Annotated in this window: 17 protein-coding genes; 13 read left to right on the top strand and 4 right to left on the bottom strand. The window is 63.1% G+C overall.

Annotated elements, in window-relative coordinates; all coding sequences use genetic code 11:
* Positions 1-185: 185 nt before the first annotated feature.
* Positions 186-494, bottom strand: coding sequence for a c-type cytochrome (locus tag LNV28_RS17030; protein WP_263517529.1), 309 nt, complete (start codon positions 492-494; stop codon positions 186-188).
* Positions 495-635: 141 nt separating this feature from the next.
* Between LNV28_RS17030 and LNV28_RS17025 the strand changes: the two genes are divergently transcribed.
* Together LNV28_RS17025 and LNV28_RS17020 are read left to right on the top strand one after the other, a co-directional pair.
* The gene (locus LNV28_RS17025; protein ID WP_263517528.1) at positions 636-887 is read left to right on the top strand and encodes a TIGR04438 family Trp-rich protein; all 252 of its coding nucleotides are present in this window, start codon (positions 636-638) and stop codon (positions 885-887) included.
* Positions 888-990: 103 nt separating this feature from the next.
* Positions 991-3,189 carry an NHL repeat-containing protein gene (locus tag LNV28_RS17020; protein WP_263517527.1) on the top strand — a complete coding sequence of 733 codons (2,199 nt, stop codon included), beginning with the start codon at positions 991-993 and terminating at the stop codon, positions 3,187-3,189.
* A gap of 24 nt (positions 3,190-3,213) precedes the next feature.
* Here LNV28_RS17020 and LNV28_RS17015 read toward each other — a convergent pair whose 3' ends face one another.
* A complete protein-coding gene (locus tag LNV28_RS17015) occupies positions 3,214-3,957 on the bottom strand; it encodes a LuxR C-terminal-related transcriptional regulator (protein WP_263517526.1) in 744 nt (247 codons plus the stop codon).
* A gap of 240 nt (positions 3,958-4,197) precedes the next feature.
* On the opposite strand from LNV28_RS17015, the gene surE reads away from it, so the two are divergent.
* From surE to rlmD, 5 genes are all read left to right on the top strand, one after another.
* Positions 4,198-4,947 carry a 5'/3'-nucleotidase SurE gene (gene surE, locus LNV28_RS17010; protein ID WP_263517525.1) on the top strand — a complete coding sequence of 250 codons (750 nt, stop codon included), beginning with the start codon at positions 4,198-4,200 and terminating at the stop codon, positions 4,945-4,947.
* Positions 4,944-5,798: a protein-L-isoaspartate(D-aspartate) O-methyltransferase gene (locus tag LNV28_RS17005; protein WP_263517524.1), complete on the top strand. Its 855-nt coding sequence runs from the start codon at positions 4,944-4,946 to the stop codon at positions 5,796-5,798. Before surE ends, LNV28_RS17005 begins: the two co-directional genes overlap by 4 nt.
* Before the next feature lie 79 nt (positions 5,799-5,877).
* Complete coding sequence (locus LNV28_RS17000) at positions 5,878-6,810, top strand: peptidoglycan DD-metalloendopeptidase family protein (protein ID WP_263517523.1); 933 nt, start codon at positions 5,878-5,880, stop codon at positions 6,808-6,810.
* 36 nt (positions 6,811-6,846) lie between these two features.
* The gene (gene rpoS, locus LNV28_RS16995) at positions 6,847-7,872 is read left to right on the top strand and encodes an RNA polymerase sigma factor RpoS (RefSeq protein WP_263517522.1); all 1,026 of its coding nucleotides are present in this window, start codon (positions 6,847-6,849) and stop codon (positions 7,870-7,872) included.
* A 40-nt stretch (positions 7,873-7,912) separates the two neighbouring features.
* Entirely contained in the window at positions 7,913-9,277 is a 1,365-nt protein-coding gene (gene rlmD / locus LNV28_RS16990) for a 23S rRNA (uracil(1939)-C(5))-methyltransferase RlmD (RefSeq protein WP_263517521.1), read from the top strand.
* Positions 9,278-9,370: 93 nt separating this feature from the next.
* On the opposite strand, the gene LNV28_RS16985 is transcribed toward rlmD, so the two are convergent.
* The gene (locus tag LNV28_RS16985; RefSeq protein WP_263517520.1) at positions 9,371-10,066 is read right to left on the bottom strand and encodes a Bax inhibitor-1/YccA family protein; all 696 of its coding nucleotides are present in this window, start codon (positions 10,064-10,066) and stop codon (positions 9,371-9,373) included.
* Between the two features lie 227 nt (positions 10,067-10,293).
* Here LNV28_RS16985 and LNV28_RS16980 point away from each other — a divergent pair, with 227 nt between their 5' ends.
* From LNV28_RS16980 to LNV28_RS16960, 5 genes are all read left to right on the top strand, one after another.
* Positions 10,294-10,698, top strand: a complete 405-nt coding sequence (locus tag LNV28_RS16980) for a GlcG/HbpS family heme-binding protein (protein WP_263517519.1) — start codon at positions 10,294-10,296, stop codon at positions 10,696-10,698.
* A 263-nt stretch (positions 10,699-10,961) separates the two neighbouring features.
* Positions 10,962-12,146 carry a glutamine-hydrolyzing carbamoyl-phosphate synthase small subunit gene (gene carA / locus LNV28_RS16975; RefSeq protein WP_411969989.1) on the top strand — a complete coding sequence of 395 codons (1,185 nt, stop codon included), beginning with the start codon at positions 10,962-10,964 and terminating at the stop codon, positions 12,144-12,146.
* 23 nt (positions 12,147-12,169) lie between these two features.
* The gene (gene carB, locus LNV28_RS16970) at positions 12,170-15,436 is read left to right on the top strand and encodes a carbamoyl-phosphate synthase large subunit (RefSeq protein WP_263517518.1); all 3,267 of its coding nucleotides are present in this window, start codon (positions 12,170-12,172) and stop codon (positions 15,434-15,436) included.
* 196 nt (positions 15,437-15,632) lie between these two features.
* Entirely contained in the window at positions 15,633-16,109 is a 477-nt protein-coding gene (gene greA, locus LNV28_RS16965; protein WP_263517517.1) for a transcription elongation factor GreA, read from the top strand.
* 10 nt (positions 16,110-16,119) lie between these two features.
* Positions 16,120-16,548: a DUF4149 domain-containing protein gene (locus LNV28_RS16960; protein WP_263517516.1), complete on the top strand. Its 429-nt coding sequence runs from the start codon at positions 16,120-16,122 to the stop codon at positions 16,546-16,548.
* Positions 16,549-16,597: 49 nt separating this feature from the next.
* On the opposite strand, the gene LNV28_RS16955 is transcribed toward LNV28_RS16960, so the two are convergent.
* On the bottom strand, positions 16,598-17,077 hold the full coding sequence (locus tag LNV28_RS16955; RefSeq protein ID WP_263517515.1) for a YhbY family RNA-binding protein: 480 nt from the start codon (positions 17,075-17,077) through the stop codon (positions 16,598-16,600).
* Between the two features lie 20 nt (positions 17,078-17,097).
* Between LNV28_RS16955 and LNV28_RS16950 the strand changes: the two genes are divergently transcribed.
* Positions 17,098-17,787, top strand: coding sequence for an RlmE family RNA methyltransferase (locus tag LNV28_RS16950; protein ID WP_263517514.1), 690 nt, complete (start codon positions 17,098-17,100; stop codon positions 17,785-17,787).
* Positions 17,788-17,903 lie beyond the last annotated feature (116 nt).

Here is a 17,903-nt window from a genome sequence, read left to right as displayed (position 1 = left end):
TTGAGCAAAGGGTCAGGCCTACTGACGCAGTAGCTCAAGCCTTGCGAAAGCGCGGAGGCGGCCCAGCCCTTCATGAACAATTGGGTCAGGCGTGCTGAGCGAAGCTGGCTCTTGGAAATACAAACAGGCCCCGCGGGGCCTGTTTTTCATGGCTGAATGGGCTTGCGCCCTTCAGTCAAGCTGCTTCACTTGGTGCTCAGCACCCAGGTTGCCAGCTGCTTGGCTTCTGCCGCGCTCACTTGCGTGTTGGCGGGCATGGGCACGGGGCCCCAGACACCGGCGCCACCCTTGACGATCTTGTCAGCCAGCTTGGTGGCGGCGTCCTTGTCCTTGGCGTACTTGGCCGCCACATCTTTGTAGGCCGGGCCCACCAGTTTCTTGTCGACGGCGTGGCAGGCCATGCAGTTCTTCTTCTGTGCCAATTCAGCGTTGGCGAAGGCTGCAGGTGCGGCGGCAGCGGTGGCCACGGCGGCCAGGATCAGTGCGAATTTCATGACTTCCTTTCGAGGGCAGACAAAGGGGTGATTCCGCAGATTCCGGCTGGCTTTGTGTTCTACAGTTCAGGCCAACCAGTGCTGCCGGAATTGTAGTGTTGACGATTGCCGCTGGCCTGCGTGTGCAAGGGGTTTCTCTCTATGTTGTTTTTGGTCTTGGGTGTTCTGGCAGTGCTGCTGAAGTGGGCGGGCATCGAGCCGGTGGCCAGCAGCAGCTGGCTCTTGGTCTTGTCGCCATTTGGCTTGGCCGTCGCCTGGTGGGCCTGGGCCGACGGCACCGGCTACACACAGCGCAAGGCCATGCAACGCATGGACGAGAAGAAAGCGGCCCGCCGCGAGAAGGCCATGGAAGCCTTGGGGCAGATCGACCCGAAGAATAAGAAAAAGCGCTGAAGCCGCATACCGCGCGCCATGGCATAGGATGCGGGCCCGCATGTGGCGGCGCCCATCGGCGTTGCTGCTAATTGCATGCCTCTGACCAGATCTTGCCTTTCCTGTGCCCGCTTTCTTCAAGTCTCGACTCTTCGCCCTGACCCTGGTACTCGCCGCCCTGTTGGTACTGGGCTTGGCCGTGATCAAGCTGCAGCGCCACCGGCCTGCGCTTGCAGGTGGCGACGCTGCCGGCCATGCTGCGCTGCCGGCCGCCGACGCAAGCACTCCGATCGCCCCCGACCTGCCTCCGGAACCACCGGCCAGCGAGTTCGGCGCTGCGGCTCGCCTCGAGTTGTGGGCGGGTGACGGCCATGCCGGTTTGCGTGAAGGTCATCGTCGGCAAGCTCGTTTTGCCGACCCCTATGGTTTGGCTGTCGATGCGCGGGGGCTGGTCTATATCAGCGACGGCGGCGACAGTAATCGCATCTTGCGGCTCTCACCTGACGGGCAGCTCACAAGCTACGCCGGAGGCGAGGAGGGCTTTCGCGACGGCCCGGCTGCTGAGGCCGCCTTCCACACGCCCTCGGGTCTGGCGCTCGATGCCCAGGGCAATCTCTATGTGGCGGACACCGGCAACCATGCGATTCGCAAGATCAGTCCTCAGGGTGAGGTCAGGACCTTGGCTGGCAATGGCCAGCCCGGCTTTCGCGATGGCCCTGCGGCTCAGGCTCGCTTCAATGGGCCTTTGGGCGTGGCCGTCGGGCGCGACGGTTCGGTCTATGTGGCCGACAGCTACAACGACCGGATTCGGGTCATCAGCCCGCTAGGTGAAGTGCGCACCTTGGCCGGCAGTGCCTGGCCGGGTGAGCAGGACGGTCCCGGAGCCAAAGCTCGTTTTGACACGCCCACGGCCTTGGTGGTCGATGCCGAGGACCGGGTGTGGGTGCTGGACAGCCGCAACGATGCGGTGCGCGTGGTGCAGCCTGACGGCATGGTCAGCACCTTTGTGAGGGGCAAGGATGACGATGAACAGGAACTGCTGCGCCGACCCTTGAGCCTGACTCGGAGCCATGATGGCTTCTTGTACGTCGGTGTGCTGCGGCGTGGTGCTCTCTTGCAGATTGCGCCCGATGGCCGAGTGCACCGGCTCAGCGGTGGCCCGCAAGCGCATCTGGCCAGACCGGCGGGCCTGGCCTTGATGCCGAGCGGCGAGCTCTTGGTGTCGGACGCGGCGTCCTACCGCTTGCATCGCTTGAGCTGGCGGTCGGAAACGGGCCAGACTGATGATGAGCTGGCACCGCGGCCCGACGTCGGGCCTGCGCCGGATCTGGCGCTGCCTCGCACGGAGGGGCGCTGGCCCCTGTTGCCGCAAGGGAGCTGGCATGAGGTGGTGGGCACACCGGGCGAGGTGCGTGGGCGCTCAGGGGGTGACGCGCGCGATCATCTGCACGAAGGGCTCGATGTGCGCGGCGATGTCGGCGAAACCGTGGTCGCCATGGCCGATGCCAAGGTCAGCAGCCCCTTGGCCAACTGGGCCTATGGCAGCAATGCGGAGGGCCTGGCCCTGGATCGCCTGAGCTATATCCATATCCGGGTCGGCCGAGACAAGCGCGGCCATCTGTTCAATGCGCGTCAGTTCCAGCTGGTGCTCGATGCCGCGGGGCGCCCCGAGCGCATTCGTGTCCGCCGCGGCACGCGCTTCACGGCTGGCGATGCGCTGGGCAGCATCAATCCCATGGCCCATGTCCACATCAATCTGGGCACGGGTGGCTACCACCGCAACCCCTTGCAACTGGGTTTTCTGGGTTTCAGCGACCAGCAGCCGCCCATGATTGAGGCGGTCGAGATTGCGGATGCCGCCGGGCGCCGTTTGCAGGCACAAGATCGTGGTCGCCTGGTTCTGCCCTCGGCACGATCCGGTCTGCAGCTGGTGGTCGATGCCTGGGATCAGGTCGATGGCAATGAAGAGCGGCGTCGCCTTGGGCTGCAGGCCTTGGGCTATCAGCTCTTGCAGGCGGATGGCCGACCCGTGGCGGGCTTTGAACAGCCGCGCATGCTGCTGGATTTCACGCGCCTGCCGGTCGATGACAAGGCCGTCAAGATGGCTTACGCAGCCCGCAGTGGTGTGACCGTGCACGGCAGCGCGGTGACTCGTTTCCGCTATCAGCTGGGCAGCTTGGTGCGCGATGGTCGCAGTGAAAGCGCTAGCTCGGGGCTAGAGACGCTGCCCGCCGGAGAGTATGTGCTGCGGGTGCTGGCGCGAGATTTCAGCGGTAACGAGGCTCAGCTGCGGCGCGACCTGCGCTTGCTGCTGCTTCCCTGACAGCTCAGCGGCTGCCGGGCCTGCTCAGACCAGGCCTTGCTTGCTCGCCAGCACGGCAGCTTCAGCGCGGCTGGATACATTGAGCTTTTTGTAGATGGACTTGATGTGGTCATTCACGGTGAACCACTTGATGCCCATCAAGTTGGCGATTTCCTTGATGGTGAAGCCCTTGCTGAGGTAGGTCAGTACCTCGCTTTCGCGCGGTGTCAGGCGCTCCCACTCCGGTGGCGGGTCCAGGACCACGCCGCGGCCAGCGGCAAAGGTGCTGGACGAGGACAGGGCGCCAAAACCGGAATTCAGGGCCATGGGGCCGCTGTCGCCGCTGGAGCTGGGGCGGAAGTGCGAGAGCAGTCGGCGTGCAATGGCGGGCGAGAGCGGCGGTTGGCCACGCACGATGCGCTGCAGCTCTTCGACCAGCACTTCAAAGCGGTCTTCCTTGAGCAGATAGCCGTCGGCGCCGCATTGCAGGGCCGGGAATAAATGGTCGTCGTCGGAATAGAGGGTGGTGACGATCTTGAGCGCAGCGGTACCGGCCATCTCGGCCAGCAGCTCCATGCCATTGCCGTCGGGCAGCTCCAAGTCCACCAGCACCAAACGGAAGCAAGCCTCGGGGTCGGTTTGCGCCAGCTGGGCGATGTGTCGTCGCGCGCCTTCCAGGTCACCGGCCTCGGAAATCTCCATGGGATCACTGAAGCTCTCTCGCACGACGCGGCACAGAAAGCTCCGGGCAACCGGGTTGTCTTCGATGATCAGTACTTTGACGGCCATAGTGAGAAGTTCAGCACAAATTCCATCCTAGCTTACATCCGAGCTTCGCGGCCCTTTGATGCGTCCGTGTTTGCGCTTGGCTAACGTCTTGTTGCAAAGCCGCTGGAGTCTGGACCTAGGGTTTGCTCGGGTGAAGGCCGCTTCGGTGCGGGAAAACTGTCCGTCTTGGGAGTTCGCTGGATTGTGCGGCTCAGGGTTGTGCTGGGTTTGTGCCGGCGAGTGCTTGCCTACAATGAGGCGATGCGCATATTGATCGCCAATGATGATGGTTACCTCGCCCCTGGTTTGCATGCGCTGGTGAAGGCGTGCGAGGGACTCGGGCAGATCGAGGTCATCGCCCCTGAGCAGAACGCCAGTGGCACCTCCAACTCCCTGACGCTGGGCCGGCCGCTGTCGGTCTTCACGGCCAGCAACGGCTTTCGCTACGTGAACGGCACCCCTTCGGACTGTGTCCACGTTGCCTTGACCGGCTTGCTCGATTACCGCCCGGACCTGGTGCTTTCGGGCATCAACAACGGCGCCAATATGGGCGACGACACCCTCTACTCCGGCACCGTCGCTGCTGCCACCGAGGGCTATCTCTTCGGCATTCCCTCGATTGCGTTTTCCCAGGTTGACAAAGGCTGGGGGCAGCTGGATGCGGCCGCAGCCATGGCTCGCGACTTGGTCCAGCAGGTGATCGCCGGCGGCTTGGGCCCTGCCTTCTTGCTCAATGTGAATATTCCGAACCGTGCCGACGCCAGCGCACTGCCACGCCGGGTCACGCGCCTGGGGCGTCGCCATGCCAGTGAGCCGGTGATCAAACAGATCAGTCCGCGCGGTGAAGCGATCTACTGGATCGGCCCGGCCGGCGATGCGCGCGAGGCCGGTGAAGGCACCGACTTCCACGCCACTGCCAATGGCATGGTGTCACTGACGCCGCTGCAGGTCGACCTGACCCACCATGCGGCGCTCGCAGCTTGGGCCCAGCGTTTGGATCGTTCTGCATGAGCGCCAGCAAGCCGGCCGCCCGTCCGCAGCGCTTCCCTTTGCCTTTGGGCAAGATGGGCGGCGCCGGCTTGGGCGCCCCTGCCAATGGTGGTGCAGCTTCGCGTGAAGTGCTGATGCCCCAACGCCATTTGCGCGAAGCCGCGCAGGACGCCGCCCGCCAACTGGCGCCCAGTGGCCTGGGGCTGGATTCCGTCAAGGTTCGCCAGCGCATGGTGCAACGCCTGCGCCGCGACGGCCTGCACGACGAGCGTGTCCTGGAGGCCATGGCACGCGTGCCGCGCCATGAGTTTGTCGACAGCGCCTTGGCCATCCAGGCCTATGAAGACACCAGCCTGCCGATCGGCCACGAGCAGACCATCTCCAAGCCTTCGGTCGTCGGGCGCATGACGGCTTTGCTGCTCGGCGGCCAGTCGGCGCGCCAATATGGCCACCTCGGGCGGACCATGGAAATCGGCACCGGCTGCGGCTACCAGGCGGCTGTGTTGGCACTGCTTTCGCAAGCCCTGGTCTCCATCGAGCGCTTGAAGCCCCTGCATGACAAGGCGCGTCTGAACTTGGCCGCCGTGCAGCTGAGCCAGGTGCGTTTGATCTACGGCGACGGTCGGCTCGGCTGGCCGGCCGGAGGACCGTTTGACAGCATCGTCGCCGCGGCCGGTGGCGAGGACCTGCCCGAAGCCTGGCTGGCGCAGCTGGCACCCGGCGGGCGTTTGATCGCCCCCATGGCCGCTCCGGGGGGGCGGGGTCAGGTGTTGGTCTGTGTCGATCATGTGGCAGAGGCCGGTCGTTCGCGCTTTGTGCGCAGCGAGTACGAGGCCGTATTGTTCGTGCCCCTAAAATCAGGCGTCATGTGAGGCGCCGGGTGCGCCTCGCGATCTTGGACTCCGGCCGCAGGGGCGGAGCCTTCCAACGCACCAGCTCTTACAGCGACGCATGCAACCGACAATTCATCCCTCCATCAAGCTCTTGCTGGCCAGCGGCCTGCTTTCTTTGACGGCTTGCGGGACCAGCCTCAATCGGGCCCCGGTGGAGGAGCGCCCGATCAGCGGAGCTGCCAAGACGACGACGCCGGCGAGCGCGCCGGTGCCGGCCGCCGCGCCTGTGACCGCGGCGGAGAGCAAGCCTTTGCCGGGCGCCGAGAACGCCGGCAAACCGGGCTATTACACCGTCAGGCCCGGCGATACTTTGATTCGCATCGCCTTGGATAACGGCCAGAACTGGCGGGACCTGAGCAAGTGGAATGGTCTGGACAAACCCAATTTGATCGAGGTGGGTCAAGTCTTGCGCGTTCTGCCGCCGGGCGTTGACGCCGCTTCGGTGGCGGCGCGGCCCATCACCAGCGCCAAGGTGGAATCGCGACCGCTGGACGCCAAGCCGGGTGCGGCTGCAGGAGGTGCATCGACGACGGCGCCAGGCGCGGCCACGGCCTCAGCTTCCGCTGCTTCGGCAGGCGCGAGTGCGGCCGTAGCTGCGCCGGCAGCGGCTCGCGACGCCGATGAAGACCCCAGCTGGGCTTGGCCGACCGGCACCGCCGTCGGCGCTGGGTTTGACGAGCAACGCAACAAGGGCCTGGCGTTTTTCGGCAAGAGCGGGGATGCCGTGCTGGCTGCAGCGGATGGGCGCGTGGTGTACGCAGGTTCGGGCTTGCGCGGCTACGGCAATCTGGTCATCATCAAACACAACGCAACCTATCTGACTGCCTACGCGCACAACCAAACCCTGCTGGTCAAGGAAGACCAGGCGGTGCGCAAGGGCCAGAAGATCGCCGAAATGGGGTCCAGCGACGCCGAGCAGGTCAAGCTGCATTTTGAAGTGCGCAAGCTGGGCAAACCGATCGACCCCGCCAAGGTCCTGCCCTCACGCTAGCCTCCTGTTGGCCGGCGCATTCAATGTGAGCCCGCCATGAAACGCAGCGCGCCGCCCGTAGTCTCTGATGCTTCAGCCTCTGCGGGTGCGCGCGAGCACGCGCTGCCGCCGCCGCGAGATGTGATGGAGCTTCACGGGGAGCTCGGCACGGCAGCGACAGACGATGAGGCGCAGGCCTCGCGCCATGGCCTGGCAGCCGGCAGCGATCTCGAGGTGGGCAATGCACTGCAGGCCTATTTGCGCGATATCCGGCGCACGCCCTTGCTCAGCCCCCAGCAGGAGTTCGCGACGGCCGTGAAGGCGCGGGCCGGTGATTTTTCGGCCCGCCAGGCCATGATCGAGCACAACCTGCGTCTGGTCGTCAGCATTGCCAAGAACTATCTGGGTCGCGGGCTGCCGCTCAGTGATCTGATTGAGGATGGCAATCTCGGCCTGATGCATGCCATCGGCAAATTCGAACCCGAGCGAGGCTTTCGTTTTTCCACCTACGCGAGTTGGTGGATCCGACAGAGCATCGAAAGTGCCTTGATGCACCAGGCCCGCTTGGTGCGTCTGCCTGTGCATATCGTGCGCGAGCTCAACCATGTGTTGAAGGCCCGGCGTGCGCTTGAAGCGGTGCAGAGCCAGAACGGCGGCGCCGGTCAGGTGCGCGCAGAGGATATCGCCGCCGCATTGGGGCGACCTTTGGCTGAAGTGTCCGAGTTGCTGGCTTACGCCGAACTGCCCAGCTCGCTCGACTCTCCGGTCGACCGCAACGGGGAGGGCGGCGAGTCGATGATGGACCTGGTCGCGGATGAGCAGTCCGTCGACCCCTTGGGCCTGCGTCTCAGTCATGAGCTGGATGAGTTGCTGGTGCACGGCATGGCTGCACTGAACGAGCGCGAACGCGAGGTGCTGGCCGGGCGATTTGGCTTGTTTGACCGCGAGCCCGAGACCCTGGATGTGCTGGCGGTACGACTCAAGCTGACTCGCGAGCGGATCCGCCAGATCCAGATCGAAGCTCTGGCCAAGCTCAAGCGCAACATGATGCGGCACGGCATCGACCGGGACTCGATCTTCTGAGTCTTGCCGGACCGGCGCTCAGGGCTGGGATAATCAGCGCATGAGTCAAGAAACAGAATGGCTGACGGTCGAGTCGCTCGACCTCGATGCCCAGGGCGTGGCCCACAAGGAAGACGGCAAGGTGGTGTTCATCGAGGGCGCTTTGCCTGGTGAGCAGGTTCAGGTCAGCACCGGCCGCAAGAAGAACGCTTGGGAACAGGGAACCATGACGGCAATGCGTCGTGAGAGTTCTCAGCGAGTGACGCCCGGATGCCCGCATTTCGGCCTGCACCCGGGAGCATGTGGTGGCTGCAAAATGCAGCATTTGCACGCCAGTGCCCAAGTGGCGGTCAAGCAGCGGGTGGTGGAGGACAACCTCTGGCATCTGGGCAAGGTCAAGGCGGAGATGCTGCTTCGCCCGATCGAAGGTCCCACTTGGGGCTATCGTTATCGGGCTCGCTTCTCGGTCCGCTATGTGCCCAAGAAGGGTCAGGTCTTGATCGGCTTCCATGAGCGGAAAAGTCGCTATGTGGCCGATATGCAGGTCTGCAAGGTGGTACCTCAGCGCGTCAGCGATTTGCTGATGCCTTTGCGTGATTTGATCGCCAGCATGGACGAGCGCGATCGTCTGCCGCAGATCGAGCTGGCCATGGGTGATGAGGTGATCGCCCTGGTGTTGCGCAATTTGAATCCGCTGCTGGAGGCTGACAAGACGCGCCTTCGTGACTTCGCTGCCCGGCATGAAGGGGTGCAGTGGTGGTTGCAGCCCAAGGGGCCGGACACGGTTCATTTGCTGGACGAAGGCGGCCCGGAGTTGGCCTACCGTCTGCCCGAGTTCGGCGTGCTGATGCCCTTCAAGCCGACCGATTTCACCCAGGTGAATCCGCATATCAACGCGGTGCTGGTCGGGCGGGCCCTGCGTTTGCTGGATGTGCAGTCGCATGAGCGGGTGATCGACTGGTTCTGCGGCCTTGGAAATTTCACCTTGCCGCTGGCTACGCGAGCGCGCGAGGTGCTGGGCATCGAAGGCAGCGAAACCCTGGTGCAGCGCTCGCGCGAGAACGCGCGGCGCAACGGGCTTGAGGCTAAGACATCGTTTGTCGCCCGCAATCTCTTTGAGATGACACCTGAATTGCTGGTGGCCGACGGTGTGGCAGATAAATGGCTGGTGGATCCGCCGCGCGACGGCGCATTTGCCTTGGCCAAGGCAGTGGCCGACATTGCGCAGGACCCGAGCCTGGCGCCCGGCTGGACGCCGCCGCGCCGGATTGTCTACGTCTCCTGCAATCCATCGACGCTCGCGCGTGATGCTGGCCTGCTGGTCAATGTGGCGGGCTATCGCTGTACGGCGGCCAGTGCGGTCAATATGTTCCCGCACACCTCGCATGTGGAGAGCATTGCTGTGTTTGAGCGCGACGTGGTTTGAAGCGCGGTTGAGGCTGCTGCCAAATGAAAAAGGGCCCGCGGGCCCTTTTTTGTTTTGTGCTGCGCGGCGCCAAACTGAGCGCCGTCCATCAGCTCATTCGCGCTCGCCGCCGAAAATGCCAAGCAGGGAAAGCAGGCTCTGGAACACGTTGTAGAGGTCCAAGTAGATGGCCAGGGTGGCCGAGATGTAGTTGGTCTCGCCGCCATCCAGCACGCGCTTGATGTCGTAGAGCATGAAGGCTGAGAACACGGCCATGGACAGCACCAGCAGGGTCAGCATCAGGGCCGAGGACTGCAGGAACACATTCACCACGCCGGCGACCAGCATGATGACGGCGCCTACGAACAGGAACTTGCCCATGCTGGAGAGGTCGCGCTTGATCACGGTGGCCAGGCTGGCCATGGCAAAGAAGATGGCGCCGGTGCCGCCAAAGGCGGTCATGATCAGGCTGCCGCCGTTCTTGAAGCCCAGCACCGCAGCCAGCAGGCGCGAGAGCATCAGGCCCATGAAGAAGGTGAAAGCGAGCAGGGCGTAGACGCCGGTGCGGCTGTTCTTGGTCTTCTCGACCAACATCATCAAGCCGAAGGCGCCGACCATGAAGACGATCAGGCTCATGCCGGTGCCCATGGTCGCCATCACGCCGGTGGACACGCCCACCCAGGCGCCCAGCACGGTGGGCAGCATGGACAGGGCCAGCAGCCAGTAGGTGTTGCGCAGCACGCGTTGGCGCTCGGCCGCCAGGCCTTGGCCCAGGCCTACGTTCAGTTGGGTTTGCAGGGTTTCATTCATTTCAAGCGTCCTCCGTCGTTCAATCCATCGGTGGTGTGGCGCATGCAGGTCTCATTGCGTCACTCTGGGCGAAATGTAGCGCTTGCCGGCTTGGCTCGCTGTGCGCCAGCACTTGAGTCCGCGCAGCCGGGCTTTCGGGGTCAGGTCAGTACTGCAGCCCGCCACATGAATGCCCGCTGCCCATGGAGCTAAAGTGCGGCCTTTCCCGTCCCGATTCAAGAGAGACCATGAAACAAAAACCGTATCTGAGCCTGGAAGACGTCAAGCGCATGGCCGCAGCCGCCGAGGCTGAAGCATTGGCCCATCAATGGGCGGTCACCATCGCCATCGTCGATGACGGCGGCCATCTGCTGTGGTTGCAGCGCCTGGACGGTGCGCCTGCAGTGTCGGCCCAGATCGCTCCGGCCAAGGCCCACACGGCTGCGCTCGGCCGCCGCGAGTCCAAGGTCTACGAAGACATCATCAACCAAGGCCGCGTGTCCTTTCTGAGTGCGCCGGGCCTGAGTGGTTTGCTTGAAGGCGGTGTGCCGGTGCTGATGGATGGCCACTGCATCGGTGCAGTGGGTGTCAGTGGCGTCAAGTCCAGCGAGGATGCGCAGATTGCGCGTGCAGGCATCGCATCCTTGGCCTGAGTGGGCTTGGGCGCCTTCGTTTCTCGACGGCGCTCCGCAGAGGTTGAGGGTGGTCATGGCATCCGGCGAAGGCTGACTTGATGCCGTCATTTGCGCAAAGTATGCAAAACCGAGCTTGGTGATAACCCTGGTCGGTTATACTCAGCAGGTTTACCCGCAACCACAGCCACCCCAGCGAAACTCGCTTCAGTTTCTCCACCGAACTCAGGCTCCTCGGCCCGGTCCATCTGCGACCCGGGCCGGTCGGACGAGCAGAGCCGGGCGTGCGCACCTCACCGGAGTTCCCCGTGCTGCCCGATCTGCTCCATACCCCCAAAGCGATTCTCGCCCTGGCAGACGGCACGGTCTTCACAGGCACCTCGATCGGCGCAGCCGGTCACACAGTCGGCGAGGTGGTGTTCAACACCGCCATGACCGGCTATCAGGAAATCCTCACCGACCCCAGCTACTGCCGGCAGATCGTGACGCTCACGTATCCGCACATCGGCAACTACGGCGTCAATGACGAGGATGTCGAGGCCCCGAAGATCCATGCCGCTGGCTTGATCATCAAGGAATTGCCCATCCTTGATTCCAACTTCCGCAAGACTCGCAGCCTGGCGCAGTATCTGCGCGACGAAGGCACGGTCGCTATTGCCGACATCGACACCCGCCGCCTGACCCGTTTGCTTCGTACGACCGGGGCGCAAAACGGTTGCATCCTGGCCGTGCCCGAGGGGCAGCTCGTGACCGAGGCCCTGATCGCTGAGGCCGTGGCCAAGGCCCAAGCTGCGCCCAGCATGGCCGGGCAGGACCTGGCCCGCGTGGTCAGCACGCCCGAGGCGCATGGCTGGACAGAAACCGAATGGACCCTGGGCAAGGGCTATGGCCAGCTCAGCCAGCCGCGCTTCCATGTGGTGGCCTATGACTTCGGCGTCAAGCGCAACATCCTGCGCATGCTGGCCCAACGCGGCTGCAAGATCACCGTGGTGCCGGCTCAGACTCCGGCTTCGGCCGTGTTCGGTCTGGAGCCCGACGGTGTTTTCCTGTCCAACGGCCCTGGTGACCCGCAGCCCTGCGACTATGCGATTGCCGCCGCCGCGCAGCTGATTGAGGCCGGCATCCCGACCTTCGGCATCTGCCTGGGTCACCAGATCATGGCCCTGGCCTCGGGCGCCAAGACCTTCAAGATGAAGTTCGGCCACCACGGCGGCAACCATCCGGTCAAGGACCTGGACAACGGCCGCGTCAGCATCACCAGCCAGAACCACGGCTTTGCGGTCGATGCTGACAGCCTGCCCGCCAATCTGCGCGCCACCCACATCAGCTTGTTCGACGGCACGCTGCAAGGCCTGGCCCGCACCGACAAGCCGGCTTTCTGCTTCCAGGGTCACCCGGAAGCCAGCCCCGGTCCCAATGACATCGCCTACCTGTTTGACCGCTTCATCGGTCTGATGGCCAAGTCCTGATCACGGCCTGATGGAGTAAAGACATGCCCAAACGTACAGACATCAAGAGCATCCTCATCATCGGCGCCGGCCCCATCATCATCGGCCAGGCCTGTGAGTTCGACTATTCCGGCGCCCAGGCCTGCAAGGCCTTGCGCGAGGAAGGCTACAAAGTCATCCTGGTCAACAGCAATCCGGCGACCATCATGACCGACCCGGACACGGCGGACGTGACCTATATCGAGCCCATCACCTGGCAGGTGGTCGAGAAGATCATCGCCAAGGAGCGGCCCGATGCGGTCTTGCCCACCATGGGCGGCCAAACCGCGCTGAACTGCGCCCTGGACCTGCACAAGCACGGTGTGCTGGCCAAGTACGGCGTGGAGATGATCGGCGCCAACGAAAAGGCGATCGAGAAGGCTGAAGACCGCCTGAAATTCAAGGACGCGATGACCAAGATTGGTCTCGACTCCGCCAAGTCCGGCATCGCACATTCCATGGAAGAAGCGCTGGCGGTACAGAAGCGCATCGCCATCGAGACCGGCAGCAATGGCTTCCCCATGGTGATCCGCCCCAGCTTCACGCTCGGCGGCAGCGGTGGCGGTATTGCTTACAACCCGGAAGAGTTCGAGGAAATCTGCAAGCGCGGCCTGGACCTCTCGCCGACCAATGAGCTGCTGATCGAAGAATCGCTGATCGGCTGGAAAGAGTACGAGATGGAAGTGGTGCGCGACAGCCGCGACAACTGCATCATCGTCTGCTCGATCGAGAACTTGGACCCCATGGGCGTGCACACCGGTGACTCCATCACCGTCGCCCCGGCTCAGACGCTGACCGACAAGGAATACCAACTGCTGCGCAACGCCTCGATCGCCATCTTGCGCGAAATCGGCGTGGACACCGGCGGCTCCAACGTGCAGTTCTCGATCAATCCGCAAAACGGCCGCATGACCGTGATCGAGATGAACCCGCGCGTGTCGCGTTCCTCAGCACTGGCGTCCAAGGCCACCGGCTTCCCGATTGCCAAGATCGCCGCCAAGCTGGCCGTGGGCTACACCCTGGACGAGCTGAAGAATGACATCACCGGTGGCGTGACCCCGGCGTCCTTCGAGCCCTCGATTGACTACGTGGTCACCAAGATCCCGCGTTTCGCCTTCGAGAAGTTTCCCATGGCCGATTCGCGTCTGACCACGCAGATGAAGTCGGTGGGCGAGGTGATGGCCATGGGCCGCACCTTCCAGGAATCCTTCCAGAAGGCGCTGCGCGGCCTGGAAACCGGCATCGACGGCCTGAGCGAGCGCTCGACCGACCGTGAAGAAATCATCCAGGAAATTGGCGAGCCCGGCCCGGAGCGCATCCTCTTTGTCGGCGACGCCTTCCGTCTGGGCATGAGTCTGCAGGAAGTGTTCGAAGAAACCGCCATCGATCCCTGGTTCCTGGCCCAAATCGAACAGCTGATCAAGATCGAGCAATCGCTGGCCGGCCGCAGCCTGGCTTCGCTGAGTGCCGACGAGCTGCGCCTGCTGAAGAAGAAGGGCTTCTCCGATCGCCGCCTGGCCAAGTTGCTGGGCACGAACCAGCATGAAGTGCGTGCCACCCGCCATGCCTTGAAGGTGCGCCCGGTCTACAAGCGCGTGGACACCTGCGCGGCTGAGTTCAGCACCGAGACGGCCTACCTGTACTCGACCTACGAGGAAGAGTGCGAAGCTGAGCCAACCAACAACAGAAAGATCATGGTCCTCGGCGGCGGCCCGAACCGGATCGGGCAGGGCATCGAGTTCGACTACTGCTGCGTCCATGCCGCGCTTGCCATGCGCGAGGACGGCTACGAGACCATCATGGTCAACTGCAACCCCGAAACCGTGTCCACCGACTACGACACCTCGGACCGCCTCTACTTCGAGCCGGTGACGCTGGAAGATGTGCTGGAAATCGTCGACAAGGAAAAACCGGTCGGCGTGATCGTCCAGTACGGCGGCCAGACGCCGCTGAAGCTGGCGTTGGATCTCGAGCGCGCCGGCGTGCCCATCATCGGCACCTCGCCCGACAGCATCGACATGGCCGAGGACCGCGAGCGCTTCCAGAAGCTGCTGCACGAGCTGGGCCTGAAGCAGCCGCCCAACCGCACGGCACGCACCGAAGAGCAGGCCGTGGCCCTGGCCAACGAGATCGGTTATCCGCTGGTCGTGCGCCCGAGCTATGTGCTGGGCGGCCGTGCCATGGAAATCGTCCATGGTGACAAGGACCTGGAGCGCTATATGCGTGAGGCGGTGCGAGTCTCGGAGAAGTCCCCGGTGCTGCTGGATCGCTTCCTGGAAGACGCCGTGGAAGTCGATGCCGATTGCATCAGCGACGGCACCGATGTGATGATCGGCGGCATCATGGAGCACATCGAGGCTGCCGGCATTCACTCCGGCGACTCGGCCTGCTCGCTGCCGCCCTACACCCTGTCCAAGGAGCTGCAGGATGAGCTGCGCCGGCAGACGGCGGCCATGGCGCGTGCGCTCAAGGTCGTGGGCCTGATGAATGTGCAGTTCGCCATCCAGGGTGACGTGACGGGCGGCCTCGACGGTGCCACGGTCTACGTGCTGGAAGTGAATCCCCGCGCATCACGCACCGTGCCCTTCGTCAGCAAGGCGACCGGCCAGCAACTGGCCAAGATTGCGGCGCGCTGCATGGCCGGCCAGAAGCTCAAGGACCAGAAGGACCGTCTGGGTCGGGTGCCCGCTGAGGTGATTCCGCCGTATTACAGCGTCAAGGAAGCTGTCTTCCCCTTCAACAAGTTCCCCGGCGTGGACCCAATCCTCAGCCCGGAAATGCGTTCGACCGGTGAAGTGATGGGTGCGGCCAAGACCTTCGGCGAAGCGATGCTGAAGAGTCAGCTCGGCGCCGGTTCACGTCTGCCGCGTCAGGGCAATATCCTGATCACGGTGAAGAACGGCGACAAGGCGCGTGCCGTGGCCGTGGCCAAGGATCTGCATGCTTTGGGCTTCGGCGTCGTTGCCACCAAGGGCACAGCCGCGGCGATTGCCGAGGCGGGTGTGCCGGTCAAGTTGGTCAACAAGGTCAAGGATGGCCGCCCGCATATCGTGGACATGATCAAGGGCGGCGAGATCCAGTTGGTGTTCACCACCGTGGATGAAACCCGCACCGCGATTGCAGACAGTCGCCACATTCGCCAGGCGGCTTTGGCTGCTCGGGTCACCTACTACACCACCATGGCCGGTTGTGAGGCCGCGGTAGAGGGTATGAAGCACCAGAATGGCCTGCTGGTGCAATCCCTGCAAGAACTGCATGCCGAACTGATCTAAACTTCAGCCCAACGATGTCCGCCGCCGCGCTCCTGGAGACACCAGGGTCGCAGCGGCGGCTTCGTTTTGTGGAGCGAGGATCTGCTGCAAGCGTTTGCGTGTTCCTGCAGATTTCTCGCCGCTTTCTTGCCGTTCATTGGCGCGGACCCCGCTTCAGCGGTCAGCGCCCAGGTTTTTTCAAGGTTTCATTCAAATCATGGCCACTATTCCATTGACCGTCCGCGGTGCTGAGAAGCTCAAGGCAGAGTTGCATCAACTCAAGAGCGTTGAGCGTCATGCCGTGATCAATGCAATTTCCGAGGCGCGTGCCCAGGGTGATCTGTCCGAGAACGCCGAGTACGAAGCGGCCAAGGACAAGCAAGGCTTTATCGAAGGTCGCATTCTGGAGATCGAAGGCAAGCTCTCCGCCGCCCAGATCATCGATCCTGCGTCGGTCGATGCCGGTGGTCGAATCGTCTTTGGCTCGACCGTTGATCTGGAAGAAGAGGCCAGCGGCGCTGAGGTGACTTATCAGATCGTCGGAGATGACGAGGCGGATTTGAAGCTGGGCCTGATCTCCATCAGCTCGCCGATCGCTCGCGCATTGATCGGCAAGGAAGCCGGTGATGTGGCCGATGTGCAGGCGCCTGGTGGCGTCAAGCGCTATGAGGTGGTGGAAGTCCGCTACGTCTGATCGGTCGCCGGTGCTGTTTCGCGCTCAAGGTTTGCTGGCTGCCCTCTGGGGCGGCCTTTTGCTTTGTGTCGCCTTCATGGCGGCGCCCAGCGCTTTCGCGGTGTTGGAAAAGGCACAAGCTGGGCTGCTGGTCGGGCGTTTGTTTGCTCAGGAAGCGCACCTGAGTCTGGCTGCAGCACTCTTGCTGATGATGATGGATCGCCGCATGACGCGCGATTCGGAACTGTCGGCCGTCCGTGCCGAGTTTTTGCTTCCGGCTGCGGCGCTGTTCTGTACGGTGCTGGGCTACTTCGCCTTGCAGCCCTTGATGGCTGCGGCACGGGCGGGAGAGGGCTCATGGTCATTCATGAGCTTGCATGCCGTGTCTTTTGCTTTGTACGGACTCAAGACCTTGGCGGTCTTGGCCTTGGCCTGGCGTTGCAGTGGCCGAGCGCCGTAACTGAAGCTCTCAGGGTGGTCGCCAGCTCCCGCTGACGACCATGACCGTTTTATTGGTCTTGCGAGGTTTTCTTGATGCTGGTCAGGCGGCGCTTGGCACGCTTGATTTCGCCGCCTTGGGCGACTCGCTCGTTGCCGAGCACACGCAGCTTCTTGGTTTGCGGCCGGTGGTTGCCGCTCTTGGAGAACTTGACGATCTTGACGACGCGCGGTCCAAGCTTGTTGTCGGCACGTGTGTTGTCATCTTCCTTTTCAGGCATCGGACGCCAGATGATGAGCAGCTTGCCGATGTGCTGAATCGGCGCGGCATTGAGCTCGCCACAGAGGCTGGCAAAGATGCCTTCACGGTTGGCGCGGTCGTCCGAAAAAATCCGCACCTTGATCAGCCCGTGGGCGTTCAGTGCGGCGTCGGTCGCTTTGACGACGGCAGGGGTGAGTCCATCCGCGCCTATCATGACCACGGGGTCGAGATGATGGGCTTCGGAGCGTTTTTCCTTGCGCTGGGCAGGGGTCAATTGAATCGCAGGCATAGGCGTATTATCCGTGCAACATGAAGTTCACAACAAAAAGCAAAAAACTTAATAAGGCGTGGTTGCATGATCACATCAATGATCCCTACGTCAAGATGGCGCAGCGTGACGGTTATCGCGCTCGCGCGGCTTACAAGCTCAAGGAAATTGACGAAGAGCTCAAGCTGATTCGACCGGGGCAAGTGGTCGTTGATCTGGGTGCTTCGCCGGGCGCTTGGAGCCAGTACCTGCGACGCTGCTTCGCGCCCAAGGAAGCCGGTACGGGCGGCGCGGCGGTCGGGCAGTTGAACGGCATGATCATTTCCCTCGATCTTTTGGAGTGCGCCCCGATTGAAGGTGTGCACTTCATTCAGGGTGATTTCCAGGAGGAGGCCGTCCTGCATCAGCTCGAAGCCGCCCTTGGCGGTCGACCTGTTGATGTAGTGGTGTCGGATATGGCGCCCAATCTCTCCGGTATCGAGAGCTCGGATGCGGCCCGTGTTGCTGGCTTGGTCGAGTTGGCCTTGGACTTTGCCCAGAACCACCTGAAGCCCGAAGGAGCGTTGGTGGCCAAGGTGTTTCATGGCAGCGGCTACACCCAGTTGGTCGAACAATTCAAGGCCACCTTCAAGAAGGTCAAGCCGCTCAAGCCCAAGGCTTCCCGGGATCGTTCGTCTGAAACTTTCCTGATCGGCATCGGCTTGAAGAAGCCGGCTGCAGCCAAGGCTTGAAAGGCGGTCTTTTCGCATGGCCATGCAAATCGGCCTTGCCACTTGACTGCAATAGAATCGACCCCATATGCCGTGCACGTGGCTGAGATCAGTGCAGCCTGGCCGTAATGAACAAG

The sequence above is a fragment of the Paucibacter sp. DJ2R-2 genome (genome assembly GCF_025717675.1).
GTDB lineage: Bacteria > Pseudomonadota > Gammaproteobacteria > Burkholderiales > Burkholderiaceae_C > Paucibacter_A.
The sequence above is the reverse complement of the archived record's forward strand: the minus strand, read 5'-3'. Positions and strand labels throughout refer to the sequence as shown.

Excerpts from the sequence above, each read along its gene's own strand:
- greA (WP_263517517.1), top strand. The coding sequence starts at position 15,633 with ATGGCCACTATTCCATTGACCGTCCGCGGTGCTGAGAAGCTCAAGGCA.
- LNV28_RS17000 (WP_263517523.1), top strand. The coding sequence starts at position 5,878 with ATGCAACCGACAATTCATCCCTCCATCAAGCTCTTGCTGGCCAGCGGC.
- rpoS (WP_263517522.1), top strand. The coding sequence starts at position 6,847 with ATGAAACGCAGCGCGCCGCCCGTAGTCTCTGATGCTTCAGCCTCTGCG.
- LNV28_RS16980 (WP_263517519.1), top strand. The coding sequence starts at position 10,294 with ATGAAACAAAAACCGTATCTGAGCCTGGAAGACGTCAAGCGCATGGCC.
- LNV28_RS16955 (WP_263517515.1), bottom strand. The coding sequence starts at position 17,077 with ATGCCTGCGATTCAATTGACCCCTGCCCAGCGCAAGGAAAAACGCTCC.
- LNV28_RS16950 (WP_263517514.1), top strand. The coding sequence starts at position 17,098 with ATGAAGTTCACAACAAAAAGCAAAAAACTTAATAAGGCGTGGTTGCAT.
- LNV28_RS17030 (WP_263517529.1), bottom strand. The coding sequence starts at position 494 with ATGAAATTCGCACTGATCCTGGCCGCCGTGGCCACCGCTGCCGCCGCA.
- LNV28_RS17005 (WP_263517524.1), top strand. The coding sequence starts at position 4,944 with ATGAGCGCCAGCAAGCCGGCCGCCCGTCCGCAGCGCTTCCCTTTGCCT.
- rlmD (WP_263517521.1), top strand. The coding sequence starts at position 7,913 with ATGAGTCAAGAAACAGAATGGCTGACGGTCGAGTCGCTCGACCTCGAT.
- LNV28_RS16985 (WP_263517520.1), bottom strand. The coding sequence starts at position 10,066 with ATGAATGAAACCCTGCAAACCCAACTGAACGTAGGCCTGGGCCAAGGC.
- surE (WP_263517525.1), top strand. The coding sequence starts at position 4,198 with ATGCGCATATTGATCGCCAATGATGATGGTTACCTCGCCCCTGGTTTG.
- carB (WP_263517518.1), top strand. The coding sequence starts at position 12,170 with ATGCCCAAACGTACAGACATCAAGAGCATCCTCATCATCGGCGCCGGC.
- LNV28_RS17025 (WP_263517528.1), top strand. The coding sequence starts at position 636 with ATGTTGTTTTTGGTCTTGGGTGTTCTGGCAGTGCTGCTGAAGTGGGCG.
- LNV28_RS17015 (WP_263517526.1), bottom strand. The coding sequence starts at position 3,957 with ATGGCCGTCAAAGTACTGATCATCGAAGACAACCCGGTTGCCCGGAGC.